This is a genomic window from Thermophilibacter sp. ZX-H3 (assembly GCF_052599055.1).
Window position 1 is genome coordinate 70244 of sequence record NZ_JBQXES010000009.1, and the last position, 21877, is coordinate 92120.

Annotated in this window: 20 protein-coding genes, 1 tRNA gene and 1 other RNA gene; 16 read left to right on the forward strand and 6 right to left on the reverse strand. The window is 65.1% G+C overall.

Annotated features, from left to right (window positions below):
• Window positions 1–55: 55 nt before the first annotated feature.
• An RNA gene (ffs, locus tag ACULPM_RS05335) (signal recognition particle sRNA small type) lies at window positions 56–151 on the forward strand.
• A 78-nt stretch (window positions 152–229) separates the two neighbouring features.
• Here the strand turns inward: ffs and ACULPM_RS05340 are convergent.
• A tRNA-Ser gene (locus ACULPM_RS05340) sits at window positions 230–319 on the reverse strand.
• 61 nt (window positions 320–380) lie between these two features.
• Between ACULPM_RS05340 and tadA the strand changes: the two genes are divergently transcribed.
• Window positions 381–857 carry a tRNA adenosine(34) deaminase TadA gene (gene tadA, locus ACULPM_RS05345; protein ID WP_445331222.1) on the forward strand — a complete coding sequence of 159 codons (477 nt, stop codon included), beginning with the start codon at window positions 381–383 and terminating at the stop codon, window positions 855–857.
• Between the two features lie 175 nt (window positions 858–1032).
• On the opposite strand, the gene ACULPM_RS05350 is transcribed toward tadA, so the two are convergent.
• Both ACULPM_RS05350 and ACULPM_RS05355 read right to left on the reverse strand, forming a co-directional pair.
• Window positions 1033–2295: a class I SAM-dependent rRNA methyltransferase gene (locus ACULPM_RS05350; RefSeq protein ID WP_445331221.1), complete on the reverse strand. Its 1263-nt coding sequence runs from the start codon at window positions 2293–2295 to the stop codon at window positions 1033–1035.
• Window positions 2296–2443: 148 nt separating this feature from the next.
• Complete coding sequence (locus ACULPM_RS05355; protein WP_445331220.1) at window positions 2444–3706, reverse strand: DEAD/DEAH box helicase; 1263 nt, start codon at window positions 3704–3706, stop codon at window positions 2444–2446.
• A gap of 73 nt (window positions 3707–3779) precedes the next feature.
• On the opposite strand from ACULPM_RS05355, the gene ACULPM_RS05360 reads away from it, so the two are divergent.
• The 5 genes from ACULPM_RS05360 to ACULPM_RS05380 all read left to right on the forward strand — a co-directional run bounded on the left by ACULPM_RS05360 (window position 3780) and on the right by ACULPM_RS05380 (window position 8966).
• A complete protein-coding gene (locus ACULPM_RS05360) occupies window positions 3780–4754 on the forward strand; it encodes a homoserine O-succinyltransferase (protein ID WP_167931230.1) in 975 nt (324 codons plus the stop codon).
• A gap of 326 nt (window positions 4755–5080) precedes the next feature.
• Window positions 5081–5521, forward strand: coding sequence for an XRE family transcriptional regulator (locus ACULPM_RS05365; protein WP_445331219.1), 441 nt, complete (start codon window positions 5081–5083; stop codon window positions 5519–5521).
• A gap of 117 nt (window positions 5522–5638) precedes the next feature.
• Window positions 5639–7240, forward strand: a complete 1602-nt coding sequence (locus tag ACULPM_RS05370; protein ID WP_445331218.1) for a serine/threonine protein kinase — start codon at window positions 5639–5641, stop codon at window positions 7238–7240.
• 109 nt (window positions 7241–7349) lie between these two features.
• Complete coding sequence (locus tag ACULPM_RS05375; protein ID WP_167930816.1) at window positions 7350–7883, forward strand: hypothetical protein; 534 nt, start codon at window positions 7350–7352, stop codon at window positions 7881–7883.
• 27 nt (window positions 7884–7910) lie between these two features.
• Window positions 7911–8966, forward strand: a complete 1056-nt coding sequence (locus tag ACULPM_RS05380; protein ID WP_167930817.1) for a DUF6591 domain-containing protein — start codon at window positions 7911–7913, stop codon at window positions 8964–8966.
• Window positions 8967–8968: 2 nt separating this feature from the next.
• On the opposite strand, the gene ACULPM_RS05385 is transcribed toward ACULPM_RS05380, so the two are convergent.
• A complete protein-coding gene (locus ACULPM_RS05385) occupies window positions 8969–9184 on the reverse strand; it encodes a helix-turn-helix domain-containing protein (protein WP_167930818.1) in 216 nt (71 codons plus the stop codon).
• A gap of 78 nt (window positions 9185–9262) precedes the next feature.
• Here ACULPM_RS05385 and ACULPM_RS05390 point away from each other — a divergent pair, with 78 nt between their 5' ends.
• Window positions 9263–10537 (forward strand): DUF4839 domain-containing protein, encoded by a 1275-nt coding sequence (locus ACULPM_RS05390; protein ID WP_445331217.1) that lies wholly within the window; start codon window positions 9263–9265, stop codon window positions 10535–10537.
• Window positions 10538–11023: 486 nt separating this feature from the next.
• Here ACULPM_RS05390 and ACULPM_RS05395 read toward each other — a convergent pair whose 3' ends face one another.
• Complete coding sequence (locus ACULPM_RS05395) at window positions 11024–13603, reverse strand: FAD-dependent oxidoreductase (RefSeq protein WP_445331216.1); 2580 nt, start codon at window positions 13601–13603, stop codon at window positions 11024–11026.
• Window positions 13604–13745: 142 nt separating this feature from the next.
• Here ACULPM_RS05395 and ACULPM_RS05400 point away from each other — a divergent pair, with 142 nt between their 5' ends.
• The 8 genes from ACULPM_RS05400 to ACULPM_RS05435 all read left to right on the forward strand — a co-directional run bounded on the left by ACULPM_RS05400 (window position 13746) and on the right by ACULPM_RS05435 (window position 20918).
• On the forward strand, window positions 13746–14543 hold the full coding sequence (locus ACULPM_RS05400) for a Cof-type HAD-IIB family hydrolase (RefSeq protein WP_445331215.1): 798 nt from the start codon (window positions 13746–13748) through the stop codon (window positions 14541–14543).
• A gap of 43 nt (window positions 14544–14586) precedes the next feature.
• Window positions 14587–14949, forward strand: coding sequence for a NifB/NifX family molybdenum-iron cluster-binding protein (locus tag ACULPM_RS05405; protein WP_167930822.1), 363 nt, complete (start codon window positions 14587–14589; stop codon window positions 14947–14949).
• A gap of 5 nt (window positions 14950–14954) precedes the next feature.
• On the forward strand, window positions 14955–15668 hold the full coding sequence (locus ACULPM_RS05410; protein ID WP_445331214.1) for a hypothetical protein: 714 nt from the start codon (window positions 14955–14957) through the stop codon (window positions 15666–15668).
• A 67-nt stretch (window positions 15669–15735) separates the two neighbouring features.
• Entirely contained in the window at window positions 15736–16284 is a 549-nt protein-coding gene (gene yfcE, locus ACULPM_RS05415; protein ID WP_445331213.1) for a phosphodiesterase, read from the forward strand.
• A gap of 312 nt (window positions 16285–16596) precedes the next feature.
• Window positions 16597–18501, forward strand: a complete 1905-nt coding sequence (gene dnaK / locus ACULPM_RS05420) for a molecular chaperone DnaK (protein ID WP_167930825.1) — start codon at window positions 16597–16599, stop codon at window positions 18499–18501.
• Window positions 18502–18628: 127 nt separating this feature from the next.
• Window positions 18629–19369, forward strand: a complete 741-nt coding sequence (gene grpE / locus ACULPM_RS05425; RefSeq protein ID WP_445331212.1) for a nucleotide exchange factor GrpE — start codon at window positions 18629–18631, stop codon at window positions 19367–19369.
• 114 nt (window positions 19370–19483) lie between these two features.
• Window positions 19484–20452, forward strand: a complete 969-nt coding sequence (locus ACULPM_RS05430; protein WP_445331211.1) for a DnaJ C-terminal domain-containing protein — start codon at window positions 19484–19486, stop codon at window positions 20450–20452.
• A complete protein-coding gene (locus tag ACULPM_RS05435; protein ID WP_167930827.1) occupies window positions 20436–20918 on the forward strand; it encodes a heat shock protein transcriptional repressor HspR in 483 nt (160 codons plus the stop codon). Before ACULPM_RS05430 ends, ACULPM_RS05435 begins: the two co-directional genes overlap by 17 nt.
• A 45-nt stretch (window positions 20919–20963) precedes the next feature.
• On the opposite strand, the gene ACULPM_RS05440 is transcribed toward ACULPM_RS05435, so the two are convergent.
• Window positions 20964–21584, reverse strand: a complete 621-nt coding sequence (locus ACULPM_RS05440) for a hypothetical protein (protein ID WP_445331210.1) — start codon at window positions 21582–21584, stop codon at window positions 20964–20966.
• Window positions 21585–21877: the final 293 nt, after the last annotated feature.

The window sequence follows — 21877 nt, forward strand, 5'->3', positions numbered from 1 at the left end:
CGGCGGCCGTGCCCGTGTGCTGGGCGCGCTTCTGCTACACTCATGTGGAGCGCGTTCGATGGGTTCGGGTGACGCAACACCTCGAACCTGGTCAGGGCCGGGAGGCAGCAGCCATAAGGGGCCTCTGGCGGGCACCCGTTCCCATCGAGCGCGCTCGGGCGTTCCGGGCTGCGGCCTGGGACGCCTTTTGTGTTTCTATATATAGGGAGCTCGCTGGGAAGAAAGAAGGCGGAGGAGGAGGGATTCGAACCCTCGGAACGGGGGTTACCCGCTCGACGGTTTTCAAGACCGCTGCAATCAACCACTCTGCCACTCCTCCGAGTGTGCGAGCACTAGTATCCTACCCCATGTGGGGCAGACGCGGACGCGGGGGACAAAAGATGGACGCTGACGAGAAGGACCTGGGGCTGGACGAGTCCTACATGCGCCTGGCCCTCGAGGAGGCCGAGCTGGCTGCGACCGAGGGCGAGGTGCCCATCGGCGCCGTGGTGGTGTGCGACGGACGCGTGGTGGCGCGGGCGCACAACCGTCGAGAGACCGACGCCGACCCGTCTGCCCACGCCGAGTTCTCCGCAATGGTCGCCGCGGCGCGCGAGCTGGGCCGCTGGCGTCTTACGGGCTGCACCGTCTACGTGACGCTGGAGCCGTGCCTCATGTGCGCGGGGCTCATGGTCAACGGGCGCGTGGACCGCTGCGTGTATGGCGCCGCCGACCCCAAGGGCGGTGCGCTCGGGACACTCTATGACGTGAGCCATGACCCGCGGCTCAACCACGAGTTCGCAGTCACGGGCGGCGTGCTCGCGGATGAGTCGGCGGGGCTGCTGCGCGCGTTCTTTCGTGCGCGAAGGCAGCGCTAGCCCGCGTTCTTCTCGCCGACGTTGGGGCGCACATTTGCAGGGACTCGTCATCAGCTTTGGAAAGTGCCTTGGCCAGTGAGAGTCTATGAACACTTTCGCGGTCTTAGGGAGACCACAGATTCTCTAAGAACGAATTGGCTCCCTAAATCGTTCTTAGAGTGTCGCCTCTGGGGGGCTAGACAACCTGGAAGATGAAGAAGTCCAGGTAGTGGCTCTCGGGGAAGCCCCAAAGGATGGGGTGATCGGGGGCCTGCTGACGCTCCTCGACCTGCTTGAGCTGTACGTTTGCCTGATGTGCCGCCTCCGCAATTGCCTTGGCCAGGAGGTCGCGCGTCATGAAGTGGGAGCAGCTACAGGTGGCAAGGTAGCCGCCGCGGGGCAGCATGCGCAGGGCCTCGTAGTTGATCTCTCGGTAGCCGCGCGCGGCATGGCCGACGGTGCCGCGGCTCTTGGTGAAGGCGGGCGGGTCCAGCACGATGAGGTCGAAGGGACCGCCCTCCTCGCGCAGACGGGCGCGGTTGGAGCGGAGCTCGGGTAGGTATTCGAGGACGTTTGCGCAGGTGAAGTCCATGTGGGCGTCCAGACCGTTGAGGCGGGCGTTCTCGCGGGCGAGGTCGATGGCGGTCTGGCTCACGTCCACGCAGCGCACGAACTCCGCCCCGCCGGCGGCTGCGTTCAGCCCGAAGGGCCCCACGTGGCAGAAGCAGTCGAGCACGCGCCGGCCGGCCGCGATCTGGCGCACGGCGCGGCGGTTGTACTTCTGGTCGAGGAAGAAGCCGGTCTTCTGGCTGTTCTCGATGTCAAGATCGAAGGCGAGGCCGTTCTCGCGCACCATGATGCGCGGGCTCTCCGGCGCGGGCAGGCCGTCCCACCAGCCCTTGTACTGCGGCAGCCCCTCCTTGGCGCGGGACGCGCCGTCGTTGCGCTCGTAGATCGCGTCGATCTTCTCGCCGTCCGCGGCGAGCGCGTCGAGAAGCGCGCGATACACGACAGGCCGCAGGCGCTCCATGCCCACGGTGCCCACCTGCGCGACCAGCACGTTCTCGTAGCGGTCCGCCACGAGGCCGGGAATGCCGTCCGCCTCGGAGAAGACCACGCGGCAGCAGTTGGTATCGACCTCGGAGCCGGGAAGGGCGCGGCCGCCCATCGTGGCACGGCGATGCTGCCAGGCCCAGGCGACGCGCCTGCGCCAGAACGCCTCGTCAATGCGGTCGTTGGCGTTGCGGGTGACAATGCGGACGCGGATCTTGGACTCCTGCGAGAGGAGACCCGCGCCCTGCCAGGTGCCGTTCTCCTCGAAGACGTCGACCACGCCGCCGTTCTCGGCGGGCTCGGCGGAGATGACCTCGCCCTCGAAGACCCACGGATGGCCGCCGGCAAGCGAGCGCGCCGCCTTGCGGGTCACGGTGATGCGCGGGTATGGGCGCGCCTGCTTCATGTGCTCTCCTGGGATTTGGGGATTTGGGGACGGGTTTTTTCTCTCAGGGCTTTTGGGACAGGTCTTGGCCCGTGCTAGAGGCGATGCTCCGACAAAATGGGGACCTGTCCCAAAAGCCCTGAGAGAAAAAACCCGTCCCCAAATCCGACTAGTAGTGGCGGCCGTAGCGGCCGCCGGCGATGCCACGGCCGCGGCTGCGTGAGCCGGCGAACATCGTGCGCGTGGAGCGCCTGGTGGGGCGGTCGGCCTGTGGCACGATGCGGCCGGAGTCGTATGCGAAGCCGTCGAGGTCCCACACGGGCACGAGCTTCTTGGTGAAGTACTCGATTTCGCGCAGGGGGCTGATCTCGTCCGGCGCCACAAAGGTGTAGGCGTGGCCGGTGGCACCAGCGCGGCCCGTGCGGCCGATGCGGTGGACGTAGTCCTCCGGGTCCATGGGGACGTCGAAGTTGACCACGGCGTCGATGCCGGAGACGTCGATGCCGCGGCTCATGACGTCAGTTGCCACGAGGACCTGGCACTTGCCCTCGCGGAATTTCTCGAGCGCGCGCTCGCGCGCCTTCTGCGGGCGGTCGGCGTGCATCACGTCGACCTTCACGCCCGCGTTCTTGAGCGTCTTGGAGACGTCGTCCACGCGGTGCTTGGTGCGGCAGAACACGAGCACGCGCTCGGGCTTCTCGCCCGCCGCGCCGCCGGTGTCCAAGAGGGCGCGCAGAAGCTCGGTCTTCTGACCCTGGGTGATGGGGCAGAGGTGCTCCTCCACGGTGTCCGCGGTCTCGCCCACGCGGGCGATCTCCACGGTGGCGGGGTCGGTGAGCAGCGCGTCGATCGTGGACTTGATCGACGGCGGAATGGTGGCCGAGAAGAGCAGCGTCTGGTGGCGCTCCGGAAGCGCGTGCATGATGCGGCGGACGCTCGGCCAGAAGCCCATGTCCAGCATGCGGTCGGCCTCGTCGAGGACGAGCACCTTGACCTGCGCAAGGCTCACGTGCTTGTGCTCCATGAGGTCGATCAGTCGACCCGGGGTGGCAACGAGGAGGTCGCAGCCGCGCTCGAGGTCCTTGATCTGGCGGTCGAACTTGGCGCCGCCCATGACGATGACCGCGCGCTGGCCGGTCTTCTCGCAGACCACGGAGACGACCTTCTCGATCTGCGCCGCGAGCTCGCGCGTGGGCGTGACCACGAGCGCGTGCGGGCCCTTGCCCTTGGCGCCGGCCACGAGCTGCAGCGCGGGCAGCGCGAAGGCCGCGGTCTTGCCCGTGCCCGTCTGCGCGGAGGCCACGATGTCGCGGCCCGTGAGGACCACGGGGATGGCCTGCTCCTGGACGGGGGTCGGGGTGGTGAAGCCGAGGGCGTCCACCCCGGCGAGAATCTGCTCGTTAAGCCCGAGCTCGGCAAATGTAGTAGTCATGGGTCTAAGTATAGAGCATGGGCGGCGCGACGTGGGTATACTGGACGGGTTAAGCCGCAGAAACGGAGTTCGCATGCCCATCAACATCCCCGACGGCCTGCCCGCCAAGACCATCCTCCAGCAGGAGCGCATCTTCGCCCTTGAGGAGGAGGTGGCCAGCCACCAGGAGATTCGCCCGCTGCGCGTGGCGATCCTCAACCTCATGCCCACCAAGATCGAGACCGAGACGCAGATCCTGCGCCTCATCTCCAAGTCTCCGCTGCAGGTGAGCTGCGACTTCATGCGCGTCTCCACCCACGAGTCCACGCACGTCTCGCAGGACCACCTGGTCAAGTTCTACGACACGTTCGATGCGTTCCGCGACAAGAACTACGACGGCCTCATCATCACCGGCGCGCCCGTGGAACACCTCGAGTACGAGGAGGTCGACTACTGGGACGAGTTCTGCGAGATCGTGGACTGGAGCCAGGAGCATGTCTTCTCGACGATGTTCCTCTGCTGGGGCGCGCTCGGCGCGCTGTGGCACCTGTATCAGATTCCCAAGCGCCAGCTCGGCTCCAAGCTCTTTGGCGTCTTCAAGCAGCGCCTCTGCGACGAGTACAGCTTCCTCACCAACGGCTTTGATGAGGTGCACTACATGCCGCACAGCCGCCATGCCGCCATCGATACCGGCGAGCTGGCCAAGCATCCCGAGCTCTGCACGCTCTCCGAGGGCTTCACGAGCGGTCCGTCTCTTCTCGCCACGCGTGACTTCCACGAGGTCTACGTGACCGGCCACTTTGAGTACGGCCGCGACACCCTGGCCGACGAGTTCTGGCGCGACTTCCACAAGGGCCTGCCCATCCGCGTGCCCGAGAACTACTTCCCGGACGACGATCCCGAGAAGCAGCCGCTCTTCACCTGGCGCGCGCATGCCAACCTGCTCTACCGCAACTGGCTCAACTGGGTCTACCAGATGACGCCGTATGATTTGGATGAGATCCCGGCGGCAATCGCCGACCTGCGCGCACGTGCCACGGCGGCCACCGGCCACGTGGACAAGTTCTAGGCGGCGGGCGGGGCCTCTCCTTCTGCAATCAGCGGGATAGTGCGAAATAATTGGCGTCCCGTCTGCAATCAGCGGGATAGTGTGAAGGGTTTTCGGAGGGGTGTTGGGTAGACGCCCTTCCATTTCCTGCGAAAACGTCGCTGGAGAGGCGCCCGGGACGTCTCCTGGCGTCGTTTTTTGGCCAAAATGCCTTCACACTATCCCGCCGATTGCAGGGCCGCTGGTCGATATTTCGCACTATCCCGCTAATTGCAAACGCGCGCTCCGCGCATCATAGTGGTGGGCGAGGTCGGCCTCGTCCCGTCGTACGAGAAAGGTGATGCGCCATGCCCAATGAGCGTCTGACAGAGAAGCTGCTTGAGCGCCTGCTGGCGTCCTCGACGCCGGAGGCATATCTCGACGAGGGCCTGACCATTGACCGCGAGCTTCCCGACTACCTCTTTCAGCTGCTTGGCGAGAAGGGCATGAAGCGCTCCGAGGTGGTGCGTGCCTCGGGTCTCAACAGCACGTTCGTCTACGACGTTTTCAACGGCGACAGCCGCCTTGGCCGGGACAAGGCCATCATGCTGGCGCTTGGCATGGGATGTACCCTGCGGGAGACCCAGCGGCTGCTGCGCCTTGATGGCGTCTCCGAGCTCTGGGCAAAGAACCGCCGAGATGCCGTGATCATCTGGTGCGTGGAGCACGGCTATAGCCGAACTCAGACGGATGACGAGCTGTATCGTCTGGGCGAGAAGACCCTGCTGGGCACCGGTCCGCTCCGTTAGCCGCCGGCGCATCTGACGCATGCCGCTCATTCAGTTGCGAACTGAGGAATCAGTCCATGACTGAATATAACCTTTACTATTGTTGGCTGAGGGTGGGGACGAGCGGATGGCGCTGAGGTGAACGACGAGCAGGTCATGCATGCCATGGGCATAGACGACGCATATCACGTGGAGCGCGTGCTGGCCAGCGGAGCCGGCGGCACGACGGAGCTTGTGACCCTGGACGGCTCTGGCCCGTTCGTGCGGAAGCGGATCCCTGCCAAGCTGGCGCGTCGCGGCGTGTGGGCGACGCTCGTCGAGTGCGACTCGGCCCGCCTGCCACGTGTCGAGGCAACCTACGAGATGCCCCGCGAGTTCGTCGTGGTGTGCGACTACGTTCCGGGAGAGAATCTCGAGCAGCTGGTTGCCGCTCGCGGGCGTATTGGAGAGAAGGACGCGCCGCAGATAGTCGCCCAGCTCTGCGAGGCGGTCGGCGCCCTTCACGCGCACGGCATCATCCATCGCGACATATCGCCCACAAACGTGATTGTCGCCGCGGACGGCGCACACCTCATCGACCTGGGGATTGCCCGCTTTCGCGTGGAGGGCGCCACACGCGACACCACGCAGCTCGGCACGTACGGCTTTGCGTCCCCGGAGCAGTACGGCTTTGCCCAGACCGACGCCCGCTCGGACGTCTACTCGCTCGGCCGCATGCTCGGCTATCTGCTCACGGGCGTCATGCCGGCGGAGGGAGAGAAGTACGAGGCGGCGCTCGAGGACGACTCGCTGGTCTCGCCGGACCTGCGGGCGGTCATCCAGCGCGCAAGCGCGATGGAGCCGAGCGCGCGCTACCAGAGCGCCGAGGCCCTTGCGGCGGCGCTGGGCGGGGAGGAGGTTGCTGGGTCAGAGCCGCCTGCCGACCCGGTGGGGCCGCCGACGTTTGAGTCGGCGCCGCGGCGGCGCAACTGGGTGAAGGTTCTTCTCGCCGTGATGGCGGCCGTGGCGTTTATGGCTGCGGTGGCGATCATCCTGGCCCAGACGTTTGGGGCAGGCGAGAAGGACGTGGACGCTCCGCCGGCGAACGAGCCTGCGGCGAGTGTGACCGCGGATGACGAAACCGCGGAGGGCGGTGAGTCCACCAGTGGTACCGCGCCTGCAGCGGAGACCGTTGACCTCGAGATCGTCGAATCCGGGTGGTCAGTGGACTCGCAGGGCTATGTGCATTATGCGGTCGGGCTTCGAAACAACGGGGACGCCACCATCGATAACCCCGGGTATACGGTGACTGGTCGCGATGAGTCTGGAAGAGTGGTCTTTTCTGACGAGCAGCGCGTTTTTGCAGTCCCGGCTGGTGAGACGGTCTATTTTGGGTCGTTGACCGGAAACGGCACCGCGCCGACCTCCGTTGACTTTTCTCTTATGGGTGTCGATCAGGATCAGATCAAGCCCGAGATGGACGTGCCCGCCTTCTCCGTACTCGATGCCGGCGTCGTAGAAGGCACCCTCGGGGGATTTAGCGTCGTGGGGGAGATTAAGACTGAGCACGCGGGTGATGAGAGCATCGGCATGGGTGACGTTCTGATTGCCGTGGTTCTCCGCGATGCGGGCGGCAACATTGTTTATGGCGCGCTGACCTTTGCGGAACGTCCTGACGAAGGCGAGTCGACCTCGTTTGAGATTAACGTCGTCGATGACGTGGATTACGCAACATATGAGGTGTACACGCAGGCGTGGTGAGGCGCGGCCGTTCGGTGGCCTTGACCGTTCACGTAATTCAGTTGGCAACTGAGGAATTGCTTTGGCCCTCCTTTCAGAATGGGCGTCAACCTTCTGAAAGGAGTTTGGAATGGGCGAGAAGAACGTGGAAACGAAACGTGTCGCGGTCATTGCGACGATTATCGCGGCGGCCCTGCTGGTAGCGGCGTTCTTCCTGCCGTATGCGGCGGGAACGCAGGAGTTCCGCGATGGCTTGGACTCGATGTCCGCGAATCCCTACTCCGAGACTCTGGGCATGAGTAACGAGGACCTCGCCGACATTTCTCTCTTCAAGTACGCGCGAATCTACGGCTCGTCCAGTGACCTAGGTATGGGCGAGACGTTTGCGATGGTCTATGTTCCTCTGACGGTCGCTCCGGCGGTGCTCGGAGCGCTGACGCTGCTGTTCGCGCTGCTGCGCAAGCCGATTCCCGCGATTGTGTTCTCCGTGCTCACCGTGGCTATGACGTTCCTCCTGAACTGGGACTTCGAGGACCGTGGCGTGATTCCGAGCAGCAGCTACGACTGGGGCATTGCGAAGTGGGTGTATCTGCTGGCAGGCATCGTCGTGGTTTCGTGCGCGGTGTGGCAGATCGTGCTGCGCGGGCAGTCGAAGAAAGCATAGGGAGCTCGAGCAAGAGGGGTGGCAGTCATGAAACGGATAGTTCGGACGTTATGCGCGGCCGCGATGGTTGTGACGCTTGCGGCGTGCGGCGGTGGCAGTGATGGCGGAGAATCTGCTCCCCAGCAGGCGCCCTCGAGCGAGCCCGAGAGCGCGGCTCCGGCAAATAGCCTCGAGGAGATAATCCAGCGCGCTCAGGCTGACTTCACCGAGACAAGTCAGAAACTGCTTGACGAGCAGGAGAAGGTGTTCTCTGAGGTTGGAGACAGCTACGAGGACTACCTCGCCAATCTCGACATGATTCAAGCATGGTACGACCTGTCCATTAGCGAGACGGAGGCGCTTGGCGAGCGCGCTGTCGAGTATGGGCGCGAATACTACAAGGCGGTTGTCGACAACGTTGACGTGACGGACGATCGCGAGCTCGACAAGGCGACCGAGGAGTTCTACGACACGGTTTATGAGGACGCATACGACGATTATTACGACGCCATCTACGAGGATGCATACGACGAGATGTATGACACGTACTACGATGGCATTATTCGGGATGCGTATGACACGACCCCGTACGACGAGTGGTCGGATACATCGAGTGACGCGTATGAGGCGTACTCCGACGCTCGGAGTGATGTCTATGAGGCAATCTCCGATGGTCGGTCTGACGTGTATGGCGATTACTCCGATGTGCGCAGCGCGTTTTACTCAAACGACTTTGATGTGGAAGGAATCTTTGCCCCAGTACAGACGAAGGACGAAGGTCAGGAGGGCGACGCTGAGGAACCCGTAGCTGACTCCTCTGAAGACGACGCTGTGGATACCTCGGCCGTTGATCCAGCGTTCAAGGAGACAATGGACGGGTATGAGGCATTCTTCAGCGAGTACGTCGAATTCATGAAGGCATATGAGGCTGACCCCACTTCGGTTGAACTCATCGGACAGTACTCAGATCTGATGACAAGGTATACGGAGACCATAAACGCAATGGGGGAGATCGACGAAGGCTCCCTGACGCCGGCCGATGCCGCATATTATGCCGAAGTGACTGCGCGCATATATGAGATGCTGGCCGAGGTTGGACAATAGGGCTAGAAGTTGATCAGGTCTCGCGTTGGTACATCAAGGGCCTTCGCGATGCGGATAAGGACATCGATGCCAACATCAGCCGTTCCTGTCTCGATTTTCCAGAGATAGGAACGGCTTGTGCCCGTCATGAGCGCAAGCTGGCGCTGAGATATTCCGCTCCGGGTGCGCTCAGCGCGTATTCGGGCGCCGATGGCCCGTTTCTCTTCCGCGTTGTCCATGCGGGAAAGGATAGAAGCGGTACCATTGGCTCATGCTCTCTATAGAGAGCCGATTCATACGGATGAATGGAGCGTATGTTGTCTAACTTCGGGTATCGGGCCATTCGTGGCCTGTCGTGCATGCTCGTTGCGGCGGCCATGGCCCTATCTCTTATTGGCTGCTCGGAAGGTCAAGCGGAGACAGAGCCCAATCAAGATGCCGGATCAAGCGTATCCATTACCGTTGAGTGCGAGTCAAATCTCTTATTGAGTAAGTACGACATTGCTGTTTATGTCGACGCGGACTCTTTGGGGACTCTCGACCATGGGACAACCAAGACGTTTGAGGCGACCTTGGCCGACGGGGACCATGAGCTGAGATTCGCAAAAGAAGACGACGGAAACGTTGATGGGTCAGTGGGGATATCCATCAACGGTGATACGTCGCTCAAATATCGAGTTAAGTGCACCTCTTCCCAAGTCGAGATTGAGCAGATTGACTCGGTTTTCCCGCCGATTTCGTCCGACGAGGCATCGACGAAATATCACGATGAGCTCTATCGCGCATTCGAAGAAGCGGGATTCACCAACATAAGAGAAGAAGAGCTGCGCGATTTGACGCCGGACCAAAGTGACAAGAACTGGCTTGTGGGAAGCGTTTCCATTGGGGGCGCGGAGAGCTTCAGCGTGCAGGATGCGTTTGCTGCTGATGAGGAGGTCGTAATTAGCTATCACGTTCTCGCGGACCTCAACCCTCCCGCCTCTTCTGATGAGCTTGAAGGAATGGGCTACGAAAACGTTGTTGAGCTGTTTGAGGATGCCGGGTTCATCAATGTGACGACTACATCGACGAGTGCTTCTGGGGTTGGCGGAACGGTCTCCTCAGTGAAGATTGGAGGTATTTTCGGGTCATCTGACTTCACAACAAGTGATTCGTTCCCCTTTGACGCCGGAGTTGAGATTACGTATTACGAGGGCGCTTCAACATCGGACGAGTCGATGCAGCCCCCTGCTGAGGAGGTGCCCGAAGAGGACCTCAGCTCGCTGCTCGCCTCAAGCGATACTGATGCGAGTTGGTTTAGCTCTGCGTATCGGGGCAGGACCATCACCTTTGATGGCTGGGTTGCCGACATGATGAACCACGAAAACTATGACACCCGTTACGACGTACTTATCCTCGCGGGAGATAACGGCGTAAGTCCAATGACAGGGCCAAACTTCAGACTTACAGACGTGAACTTCTATGACATGAACGTGACAAATGCAGACTCGCTCCGCGGGGGTGACAATATCACCATTACCGCAATTGTCGGCGACTACAACTCAACAGCAGATTGGCTTGAGCTTGACCCGGTGTCTATTTCGGTTCGTTAAGGAGCCCATGATGTATTGCCCAAGCGTTGAGGGCTTGAGGAGTCGATTGCGCAGAACTCGATTCTGCTTTTGAGGTTGCTGCGCCGGCAGTGCCAATGCGGCCTGAGTCGCCCACGGAGCGACTCAGGCCGCATTTGGATAGAGGGTGATATTTGCCCGCCCGGCCAATTCGAGCCCAACAAGCTTAGTGGCTATAGCGTGCGACCCCCTAATCTCTCGGACTGCCACACGGAGGGCGACCATTTTGTCGGCGCGGCGAATATGGCTGCCGAGGGGATCGAGCTCGTAATTGAGCCCCATATCGGGAACGGCTTCGCGCTTCGGGACCGCGCTCGGTGCATCGGATTCGGAGAGAGTTCGAAAGTCTCTCCCCTCAGCGGACGCTGATTCCCGGTGCTTCACCGAGACAAGCGGCCGGGCCCGGACACCCACGTCCGGGCCCGGCCGATGTGCAAAAGTGACTGTCCCTTTTGCACGTTTTGCACGCTAGCAGGTGGCGCCGCCGATGACGGTCTTGTTGAGGATGGCGTCCTTGTCGATGGGCGCGGTCAGCAGCTTCTCCTGCACGTAGTCAAAGCCAAGGCGCGCCACGGTGTCGGCAAAGCGCTCGCCGCTCTCGCCCTCGTCGCGGAAGAAGAGGATCGCACGCTCCACGAGGTCCATGACCTCGTCCTCGCTGGTAAAGATCTTGTCCAGCGCCTGGCCGTGCGCGACCTTCTTGCCCCAGCGCCCGCCGATGTAGACCTTGTAGCCTGCAAGTCCCTCGGTCACGGCACCAAACGGGCACGCGCCCACGCAGCGGCCGCAGTGGTTGCACGCGGAGCCGTCGATCGTGATCTTGCCGTCCGGCCCGATCTGCGCGTCACCCATCGGGCACGCCTTCACGACCTGGCAGACCTTGCACGCGCGACACTTCTCGAGGTCTATCTGCGGCACGCGCTGACCAACGATGCCCAGGTCGTTGAGGTCGGGCTTGACGCACATGTTGGGGCAGCCGCCCACGGCGATCTTGAACTTGTGCGGCAGGTCCACGCCGTGATAGCCCACGTAGAAGCGCTCGTGCAGCTTCTCGGAGAGGTCGAAGGTGTCGATGAGGCCGTACTGGCAGGTGGTGCCCTTGCAGCTCACGACCGGGCGCACCTTGGAGCCGGTGCCGCCGGCGTCCAGGCCATGGTCCTGCAAAAAGCCGATGCACGCGTCAATGTTGTCATACCTCACGCCCTGAATCTCCAGCGTGAGGCGCGTGGTCATCGTGACCTCGCCGGAGCCAAAGCGCTCGGCGGCCTCGGCCACGGCGCGCTGCTCGTCCACCGTGATCTTGCCGTTGCGCGTGATCACGCGGATGTTGAAGACGTCGTCAAAGCGCTTGTCCTGCAGGCAGCCCAGGCCCTTGAGGCGCTTGACCTCGGCAGCGGGGAGCTTCTTGCCTGCCGGGCGCGGCACGCGAACCTCGTTGAACGTCACGCCGCCCTCCAGCACACGCGTGGCCGTGTAGCCAGCGGCCTTGAGGCGGTTCTGCGCAAAGTAGCCGCGCTTGCCCTTGGCGCACACCAGCAGGAGCTTCTCGTCCTTCTCGTGACCGGGCAGCCCGTCCGGGCCGATCTTGGTGAGGTCAACCCACTCCGCGCCAGGAATCGTGGGCGCGGGCAGCACGTCGATGACGTGGTAGTCCGCGGCGGCGCCGGCGGCGTACTCGGCCGGCGTGAAGCTCTCGAGCTCGCCCGCGAGCTTGTTCTCCAGGATGTAGGCCGTCGTGACCAGCGGGTGGATGGCCGTCGAGAAGGGCGGCGCGTAGGAGAGGTCCATCAGGTCCAGGTCCTCGACGCAAGCCTTCTGGTAGAGCGCGGTCACCACCACGTCAGTGACCTTGTCCACCGCGCCGGCGCCGAGCGCCTGCACGCCGAGCAGCCGGTGCGAGCCGCGGTCCGCGACGAGCTTCACCATGAAGCTCGAGGAGCCGGGGTAGTAGTGGGCCTTGTCGTCCACCACGGAGACCACGCTCACCGGGTCAAAGCCCGCCTCGCGCGCTGCCGCCTCGGTGAGGCCGGTGCGGCCGCCGTTCAGCGTGGGCAGCAGGCGCACCACGCCGGTGCCGAGCGCGCCGGGGTAGGGCGTCGGCGTGCCCGTGAGCGTGCGGGCGATCGCGCGGCCGGCGATGTTGGCCGTCGAGCCCATGGCGCTCCAGAATGGGCGGCCGGTGATGGCGTTGGTGACCTCGGCGCAGTCGCCGGCGGCGTAGACGTCCGAAAGGTTGGTGGCGCCGAGCTCGTCCACGACCACGCAGCCCTTGTCGAGCTCCACGCCGGAGCCCTCGAGCCACGCGGTGTTGGGGCGGATGCCGATGGAGAGGATCACGAGGTCCGCGGGAAGCGTCCCCGCGCCGGTCTCCACGCCCTCGACCTTGTCGCCGCCCTTGATGGCCGCCAGCGGGCACGACGTCATGACGCGCATGCCGGCCGCCTTGAGCTGGCGCTGTGCGAACCCGGCCATCTCGGGGTCAAAGACGTTTGGCAGGATCTGCGGCAGCGCGTCGATCACGGTGACGGAGAGGCCGCGCGCGAGCAGGTTCTCGGCCACCTCCAGGCCGATGAAGCCGGCGCCCACGATTACGGCGCGGCGCGCACCGGCGTCGGCGTAGTTTCGGATGGCCTCGGCGTCGTCGGGCGTGCGCACGGTGAAGACGCCAGGCAGGTCGGTGCCGGGGATGCTCGCGGGCACGATCGGCGAGGCACCGGTGGCGATGACCAGCCTGTCGTACGTCTCGCCGTGCTCGGAGCCGTCCTTCTCGCGCACCGTGACCTCGTGCGCGGCGGCGTCGAGCGCCACGGCCTCCGCGCCCGTGCGCACCTCAACGCCGGTGAGCCCCTCGTAGGCGGCCGGCGTGTTGACGATGAGCTCGCCGCGAGTCTGGATGTCCCCGCCGATGTAGTACGGCAGGCCGCACCCGGCGTAGCTGATGTCCTCGCTCTTGGTCACGACCACGACCTCGGCCGAGCGGTCGCACCGCTTGAGCTTGGCCGCGACCTTGGTTCCGGCGGCCACGCCGCCCACGATCAGGTACCTCATGGCGTTCCTCTCCGTTGGCGCCACCCCTCGCGGCGCACCTTCCCATGGTAGGTCCGCGCATCGAGGTTTTTATCGGCAATCGGCGAGAAGCGCGCCCGACTCGGCCTATCATGCTGATCAGGCGAGAAGAACGGGAGGCCCCATGCCCCGCACGGCAGTTTTCAGTGACATCGACGGAACGTTGCTCAACTCCACCCATCAGGTGACGTCCCGCACGCGCGACGCGATCCGCGCGGTGCAGGCGGCGGGCGTGCCGTTTGTGATCGTGACGGCGCGCGGCGTCTCGGGGACCTACCCGCTCCTCGATCAACAGGACATCTCCTGCACCGTGGTCACCTACAGCGGCGGCGTCATCCTGGACGAGGCGCGTAACGTCATCCACCACCACGGTCTCACGCGCGCGCAGGCCCAGGAGGTCGTCTCCTTTGCCGAGGCCGAGGGCCTGGACATGACCTGGAGCGCCTACTCCTTCGAGGACTGGGTGGCGCCCGACCGCACCGACCCGCGCCTGCTCCAGGAGGAGCGCATCGTGATGGCCGAGGCGCGCGAGGGCACCATCGGCTCCATCGAGCGTGACGAGGTGCAGAAGATCCTCTGCCTCTGCACGGCGGGCAGCACCAAGGAGGTCGAGCGCCGTCTCAAGGAGCGCTTTCCCGAGTTTGCCATCGCCATCTCCTCGGAGACGCTCATCGAGGTCATGCCCGCCGGGTCGAGCAAGGCGGGCGCGGTTCGCATCCTCTGCGACCTCTGGGGGCTTGACCCGGCCGACGCTCTGGCGTTCGGCGACAACTACAATGACCTTCCCATGCTCGAGGCCGTGGGCCACGGCTACCTCATGGGCAACGCGCCGTCGGAGCTCCTGGAGCGCGCGTCGCTCGTCGCGCCCACGAACGACGAGGACGGCGTGGCGCGCGTGCTCGAGCATCTTGGCCTCATATGACAAAGGTGACAGGGTCAGCTGTCATAAACGAAAGGAGAACCCCATGAAGGTCGCCATCCCCACCCTCGGCAAGGGCGGTCTTGACTGCGAGCGCTCCGGCCACTTTGGCCACTGCGACTGCTTCACCGTGGTCGACGTCGAGGACGGCAAGGTCGGCGCCGTGAGCGTCATCGACAACCCGCCCCACGAGGAGGGCGGCTGCATGCGCCCCGTGGCCCTGCTCGCCCAGAACGGCATCGACGCCATCGTTGCCGCCGGCATGGGCATGCGCCCGATGATGGGCTTCGCGCAGGCCGGCATCACCGTCTACTTTGAGAACCAGACCCCGGGTGTGGGCGACGTCGCGCAGATGGCCGCCGCCGGAACGCTCCCCGTCATGGGCGAGGAGCACGCCTGCCATCACTAGGCCCCATGCCCTTCGGCCTGGTCATAGCCGGCTGCCTCTCCGGCGAGAAGGCCGACGCGGGCGTGGCCACGCTTGTGGACGAGCTTGCAGCGGCGGTCGGTGCCGGCGCAGTGCTGCGGGCTCGAACGGGCGGCCGTCCCGTGGGGCGGCCCCTGTCGGACGTGTTGGCCGAGCTGCGCTCCGGGGGCGTGCGTCGCGCCCTTGTGGTCACGACGCACGTGGCGGACGGCCAGCTGCAGCGCGCGGCGGCGTCGGCGGTGCGCGATGCCGCGCCCGGCTTTGAATCGCTGCGCCTCGCGCCTCCCCTGCTTGCGGGCGAGAAGGACTGCGCGGCCGTAGCTGCCGCGCTCGACGATGCCCTGCCCGCGCGACCCGGCCGCGTCGTGGCCCTCGCCGGGCACCGCGGACCGGAGTGCGAGGCCGCGCTGGCGCGCCTCGAGGGCGCCCTTCGGGCGCGGGGGCGCGACGACGTGCTCGCGGACGCTCCGGAGCGCCTGACCGCGCGCCTGGAGGGGGTGGGCCTCAGGGTCCTTCTCGGCCCGTTTTTGATGGCTCTCGGCCATCACGCGCGTCACGAGGTGCTGGGCGAGCTCGCGCGGGACCTCTCGGCGGACGTCTGGCCCCACTCCCTCGCCGAGCTGCCCGCCGTCCGACGCCTCGTCGTCGACCACGCAATTGGGGACGGGTTATTTCTCTCAGAGGCTTTGGGACAGGCCTGAACTGCGTGCAGGCCTGTCCCAAAGCCTCTGAGAGAAATAACCCGTCCCCAAATCGAAAGGACTGAACATGAAGCTCGTCATTGCCTCTGACATCCACGGCGCCGCCGACGCCTGCGTGCGACTCATGTCTGCCATAGAGACGGAGTCCCCGGATCGCGTGGTCCTTCTCGGCGACCTGCTTTACCACGGGCCGCGCAACGACCTGCCCGCGGACTATGCGCCCAAGCGTGTGATCGAGATGCTCAACTCAATCGCCGAGCGCGTGATTGCCGTGCGCGGCAACTGCGAGGCCGAGGTCGACCAGATGGTCCTCAAGTTCCCCTGCATGGCGGACCACAACGTCCTTCTCGACGCCGGGGCGGACGGCGGTCCCTACACGCTCTTCCTCACGCACGGTCACGTCTACGGCCCGGGTCGTCACAACAGCGTGGACGCCTGGCCCGCGCTGCCGCCGCACTCGGCGTTGGTCTACGGCCACACCCACATCAAGGTGAGCGAGAAGGACGTGGAGCACGACGCCTGGGTCTTCAACCCCGGCTCCGCGGGCATTCCCAAGGACGGCTCGGCCAGCTATGGTGTCTACGAGAACGGGCGCTTCGAGCACCGGCTGCTGTAGTCCCTCATCGGCGTCGTGCCGCGGGCGTCGGGCGTGCAAAGGGGACAGGCCGTGCCACTGGCGTCAGGTTTATTTGGCACGCAAACTACGTGTGCCAAATAAACCTGACGCCAGTGGCACGGCCTGTCCCCTTTGCACGCCCGACGCCCGCGGCACAAACCCCTAAAATCCTCGCTTCAAAAAATCTCATGTGTAGAGACTTAGATTATGTATAGAATCGAGGCGCAGAGGGGATAAACTCAACCGTACAGACAGGAAACAGGCGAGCGGGCCCGCGCAGGCGCGGGCTCCACGCAGGAAAAGGAGAGCATCATGGGCAAGATTCTCGGTATCGACCTTGGTACCACCAACTCCGCGATGGCGGTCCTCGAGGGCGGCGAGCCCACGATCATCGTCAACGCCGAGGGCGACCGCACCACCCCGTCCGTCGTGGGCTTCCGCTCCGACGGCGACCGCATCGTCGGCAAGGCGGCCAAGAACCAGGCCGTCACCAACCCCACCAACACCGTCTTCTCGATCAAGCGCTTCATGGGCCGTCGCTACGACGAGGTCGGCTCCGAGCTCAAGACCGTCCCGTACAAGGTCAAGCCCGGCGTGGGCGGCCGCGCGGTCGTTGAGATCGACGGCGAGGACTTCACCCCCGAGCAGATCAGCGCCATGATCCTCTCCAAGATGAAGGCCGATGCCGAGAAGTACCTCGGCGAGCCCGTCACCGACGCCGTCATCACCGTCCCGGCATACTTCAACGACGCCCAGCGCCAGGCCACCAAGGACGCCGGCAAGATCGCCGGCCTCAACGTCCAGCGCATCGTCAACGAGCCCACCGCCGCGGCCCTGGCCTACGGCCTCGACAAGAAGGGCATCGACCAGAAGGTCCTGGTCTTCGACCTCGGCGGCGGCACCTTCGACGTGTCGCTTCTCGACCTCGCCGACGGCGTCGTGGAGGTCCTTGCCACCAACGGCGACAACCACCTCGGCGGCGACGACTGGGACCAGCGCGTCATCGACTGGCTGGCCGACAAGTTCCAGTCCGACAACGGCATCGACCTGCGCAAGGACCCCATGGCCCTGCAGCGCCTAAAGGAGGCCGCGGAGAACGCCAAGAAGGAGCTCTCCTCCGCCCAGCAGGCCCAGATCAACCTGCCCTTCATCACCGCTGACGCCACCGGCCCCAAGCACCTCGACTACACGCTGACCCGTGCCGAGTTCGAGCGCATCACGCGCGACCTGCTCGACCGCTGCAAGGGCCCCGTCACCAAGGCCCTGCACGACGCCAACCTGCAGCTCTCCGAGGTCAACGAGGTCATCCTCGTGGGCGGCTCCAGCCGTATGCCCGCCGTCCAGGAGCTCGTCAAGCAGATGACCGGCAAGCAGCCCAACATGTCCGTGAACCCGGACGAGGTCGTGGCCGACGGCGCGGCCGTCCAGGGCGGCGTCCTCACCGGCGACGTCTCGGGCATCCTGCTTCTGGACGTCACGCCGCTGTCCCTGGGCGTTGAGACCATGGGCGGCGTCATGACCAAGATGATCGACCGCAACACCACGATCCCCACCTCCAAGACCGAGATCTACTCCACGGCGGCCGACAACCAGACCTCCGTCGAGATCAACGTCCTGCAGGGCGAGCGCGAGATGGCCGCGGACAACAAGTCCCTCGGCAAGTTCAACCTCACCGGCATCCCGGCCGCCCGCCGCGGCATCCCGCAGATCGAGGTCACCTTCGACATCGACGCCAACGGCATCGTGAAGGTCACCGCCAAGGACAAGGCCACCGGCAAGAGCCAGCAGATCACCATCTCCGGCTCCACCGCCCTCTCCGACGACGAGGTCGACCGCATGGTCAAGGACGCCGAGGCCCACGCCGAGGAGGACAAGAAGCACAAGGACGAGATCGAGGTCCGCAACCAGGTCGACTCCCTCGCGTACTCCACCGAGCAGACCCTCAAGGACCTGGGCGACAAGGTTCCGGCCGACCAGAAGAAGGCCGCCGAGGACGCCGTGGCCGAGGCCAAGAAGGCGCTCGACGGCACCGACGTGGAGGCCATCCGCGCCGCGGGCGACAAGCTCCAGGAGGTCGGCCACAAGCTCGCCGAGGTCGTCTACTCCGCCACGCAGGAGGACGCTGCGGCCGGCGCGGGCGCGGGCGCGCAGGGCGGCTCCGCCAACGACGTCGTGGACGCCGACTACGAGGTCGTGGACGACGACAAGAACAACTAGTCCACAGCGGCCGTACGTAACGGATTAGAACAGGGGCGGCCACGGCTACGCGGCCGCCCCTCGTGCAAAGGGGACCGTGCAAAGGGGACAGTCACTTTTGCACACCCGAGAGTTTGAGGAGGGTGACGTGAAGGTGCCCATCGAGGTAGAGGACGAGAAGAACGAGGCCATGGAGCCCGAGCCCGTCGAGCCGGAGGTCGTGGAGCCGGAATCCGAGGAGGCCGAGGCCGTCGTCGAGGACGTGGACCCGGACGAGGAGCGTGCCCGCGTAGAGGCCGCCATCCGCGCCGGCGAGGAGGCCGCCGAGCGCGAGCTTGCCGCCGACGCGAGCAAGATTCGCGAGGAGCGCGACGAGCTGCAGAAGAAGCTCGCCGACGTCGAGGATCAGATCGAGGCCGCCAAGAAGGAGGCCTCGGAGGCTACGGAGCGCATGCTGCGCCTCCAGGCGGACTGGGACAACTACCGTCGTCGCACCGCCGCCGAGCGTCTTGCCGAGAAGGAGCGTGCGGCAGAGAAGCTGGTCACCAACCTGCTGCCGGTGATCGACGACATCGAGCGTGCCATCGAGCACGCCGGCGTCACTGAGGGCGACACGCAGTTCCAGCAGTTCGTCGACGGCGTCTCCGCGGTGCACGCCAAGATGCTCGGCGTGCTCGAGAAGGAGGGCGTCGAGCCCATCGACCCGGTGGGGGAGCCCTTTGAGCCGCTGGCCCACCAGGCCGTCGGCCGCGTGGAGGACAAGGACGCCTTCGACGAGACCGTGGCCCAGGTGTACCAGAAGGGCTACAAGATGGGCGACAAGGTCATTCGCACCGCCATGGTGACGGTGACCTACGGCGGGCCCAAGCGTCCCGCCGAGGAAGAGTAGCGCCGCGGGCGTGCAAAGGGGACAGTCACTTTTGCACGCGCGCGGGTTAGTTGGACGGCGTGCAAAAGTGACTGTCCCCTTTGCACGCCCTATCAGAAGGGAGGCTCGTGCGAGATGGCAACTAAGCGAAGCTACTACGACGTGCTGGGCGTGAAGCGCGACGCCTCTGACGACGAGATCAAGAAGGCGTTCCGCAAGCTGGCGGCCAAGTACCACCCGGACGCCGGCGGTGACGAGCAGAAGTTCAAGGAGGTCAGCGAGGCGTACACCACGCTCTCGGACCCCAAGAAGCGCCGTGAGTACGACCAGATGCTCATGTTCGGCGGCATCCCCGGGGCCGATTTCGGCGGCTCGGGCGGCCGTGGCCGCTATACGTACACCACCAACGTGGGCGGGGACTGGTCCGACATCTTCGACAGCATGCGCGGCGGCGGTGACGGCGGCTTCGGCGGGTTCGACTTCTCGTCGATCTTCGGCGGGGCCGCGGGGCGTGCGGCCAATCGGCCCACTAAGGGCAGTGACCTCACCATGTCGGTGGACGTCTCCGCCGAGGAGGCGTTCCGCGGCGCCACGCGCAAGGCGACGTATCGCGTGCCCTCCACGGGCGAGGAGCAGACGCTCACCATCAAGATTCCCGCCGGCGCCGTTGACGGCGGCAAGCTCCGCTACCGGGGCCGCGGCGAGTACGGCACCAACGGCGGCGACCGTGGCGACCTCGTGATTACCACGCACGTGGCGGAGCACCCGCTGTTCAAGCGCGATGGCGCGGACGTGCGGATGGACCTTCCCATCAGCATGTACGAGGCAACGCTCGGCGCGACCGTCGAGGTCCCGACGCCCGACGGGACCGAGGTGCGCCTCAAGGTCCCGGCTGGCACGCAGGACGGCAAGACCTTCCGCTTCCGCGACCTGGGCGCCCCCAACGTCAAGCGCAAGGGCACGCGCGGCGCGCTCTACGTGACGGTGCGCGTGAAGGTCCCGACGCTCGTCACCAAGAAGGAGCGCGACGCGCTCGAGGCGCTGCGCGACGCCGACACGCGCGACTACCGCGAGGAGGTCAACCGTTATGGTACGCAGCGCTAGCGAGGAGCGCGGCAGGGACCGCGGGCGTGAGGGGCGCGACCGCGACAAGCCCCTCTACATGATCAGCGTGGCCGCCGAGCTCACGGGCATGCACCCGCAGACCCTGCGCGTCTACGAGCAGAAGGGGCTCGTCACGCCCGGACGCTCGCGCGGCAACACGCGCCTCTACTCGCAGTCAGACATCGACCGGCTGAACCTCATCTCCAAGCTCACCGACGAGGGCATCAACCTCGCCGGCGTCGTGCGCATCCTCGACATGCGCGAGCGCATGCTGGCGCGCGAGGACGAGCTCGAGGAGCTGCGTCGCCGCGTGCGCGAGCTCGAGGACGAGGTCCACGAGTTCCGCATGCAGGAGAAGATCACGGCGCTCGCCCGCTATGACAGCGCGAGCAGCCCCGAGCAGGTCATGCGCCGCCTGCTGCTCAACGGCGCCCCCGATTCTGGCGAGAAGGACGGCCATGCCTAAAAGGGGCCATGCCTAAAAGGGGCCTGGCCCCTTTTAGGCATGTTTTTACGCGACCTCGGCTGCCAGCGCTTCGTCCGGCAGCGAGTCGACGGCCGCCTCGGTGTAGGCGGAGAGTATGTACGTCGTGTAGCCGAAGTCCTCGTCGATGCCTATGAGAAGCATCCAGTACGCCGCCGGCCCCTCCCCCTCGATGCGCCCCACGCGATAGAGTCGCACGCGGCCGAACTTCTCGTCCTCGACGCGGTCCGTGTAGAACGGGTCGCGAAGCCCGGCACGGTCGAGCATGTCGTCGCCAATCGCGTTCGACTCCTCCTCGCTCACGACGGGCGCGCACTGAAAGCTGAACGATGCCTCCGACGGCGCGTTGCCGGCACTCAGAAGGTCTGGCGACGTGCCGCCGAGCATCAGGCTGTTGGAGCGGCACTCGGGCTGCCCCTCCACGGGCTCGCTCGTCTGCCACGAGCCATACGGCACGCCGACCGAATACGTGAACCCCAGCTTGCTGAGGGCGCCGGGCAGGTCCTTGGGATCGCATGCCAGCATGCCCACCACGTCATATGCGGAGGAGACGGCGCCGCTCGTCACCGCCTGACATGCCCCCAGCGTCATCACGATGGCGACGACTGTGGCGAGAAGAACGACAAGCCGATGCGTGGTCCGTCCCATTGCGGCCTCCCAGATACGGTTTCGTAAAGTATAGAGAAAGCTGGCACGTCTCGCCGTGCGCTGCCATGCGAGGCGGCGGGCGGCACGCCGGGACTCAAATCCCCAACCGAGCGCGCGGCCTTGCTCAAATCCCCAACTGAGTACAGGGGCGCGCTCAAATCCGGATTTGAGCGCGCGGGCAGGGGCTTGCATGCCGCGCTGGGTGACAAAAGCCCAGTTCGCGTGCTGGCGAACCTTCCTAGGGCGTGGTCTTTCGCTTCTGAGGGACGGGGCCTGGCACTCAAATCCCCAAC

Excerpts from the sequence above, each read along its gene's own strand:
- ACULPM_RS05400 (WP_445331215.1), top strand. The coding sequence starts at position 13,746 with ATGCCCCGCACGGCAGTTTTCAGTGACATCGACGGAACGTTGCTCAAC.
- ACULPM_RS05435 (WP_167930827.1), top strand. The coding sequence starts at position 20,436 with ATGGTACGCAGCGCTAGCGAGGAGCGCGGCAGGGACCGCGGGCGTGAG.
- ACULPM_RS05430 (WP_445331211.1), top strand. The coding sequence starts at position 19,484 with ATGGCAACTAAGCGAAGCTACTACGACGTGCTGGGCGTGAAGCGCGAC.
- ACULPM_RS05405 (WP_167930822.1), top strand. The coding sequence starts at position 14,587 with ATGAAGGTCGCCATCCCCACCCTCGGCAAGGGCGGTCTTGACTGCGAG.
- ACULPM_RS05375 (WP_167930816.1), top strand. The coding sequence starts at position 7,350 with ATGGGCGAGAAGAACGTGGAAACGAAACGTGTCGCGGTCATTGCGACG.
- ACULPM_RS05395 (WP_445331216.1), bottom strand. The coding sequence starts at position 13,603 with ATGAGGTACCTGATCGTGGGCGGCGTGGCCGCCGGAACCAAGGTCGCG.
- ACULPM_RS05360 (WP_167931230.1), top strand. The coding sequence starts at position 3,780 with ATGCCCATCAACATCCCCGACGGCCTGCCCGCCAAGACCATCCTCCAG.
- ACULPM_RS05365 (WP_445331219.1), top strand. The coding sequence starts at position 5,081 with ATGCCCAATGAGCGTCTGACAGAGAAGCTGCTTGAGCGCCTGCTGGCG.
- ACULPM_RS05440 (WP_445331210.1), bottom strand. The coding sequence starts at position 21,584 with ATGGGACGGACCACGCATCGGCTTGTCGTTCTTCTCGCCACAGTCGTC.
- ACULPM_RS05385 (WP_167930818.1), bottom strand. The coding sequence starts at position 9,184 with ATGGACAACGCGGAAGAGAAACGGGCCATCGGCGCCCGAATACGCGCT.
- ACULPM_RS05410 (WP_445331214.1), top strand. The coding sequence starts at position 14,955 with ATGCCCTTCGGCCTGGTCATAGCCGGCTGCCTCTCCGGCGAGAAGGCC.
- ACULPM_RS05380 (WP_167930817.1), top strand. The coding sequence starts at position 7,911 with ATGAAACGGATAGTTCGGACGTTATGCGCGGCCGCGATGGTTGTGACG.
- ACULPM_RS05355 (WP_445331220.1), bottom strand. The coding sequence starts at position 3,706 with ATGACTACTACATTTGCCGAGCTCGGGCTTAACGAGCAGATTCTCGCC.
- dnaK (WP_167930825.1), top strand. The coding sequence starts at position 16,597 with ATGGGCAAGATTCTCGGTATCGACCTTGGTACCACCAACTCCGCGATG.
- tadA (WP_445331222.1), top strand. The coding sequence starts at position 381 with ATGGACGCTGACGAGAAGGACCTGGGGCTGGACGAGTCCTACATGCGC.
- yfcE (WP_445331213.1), top strand. The coding sequence starts at position 15,736 with ATGAAGCTCGTCATTGCCTCTGACATCCACGGCGCCGCCGACGCCTGC.
- ACULPM_RS05350 (WP_445331221.1), bottom strand. The coding sequence starts at position 2,295 with ATGAAGCAGGCGCGCCCATACCCGCGCATCACCGTGACCCGCAAGGCG.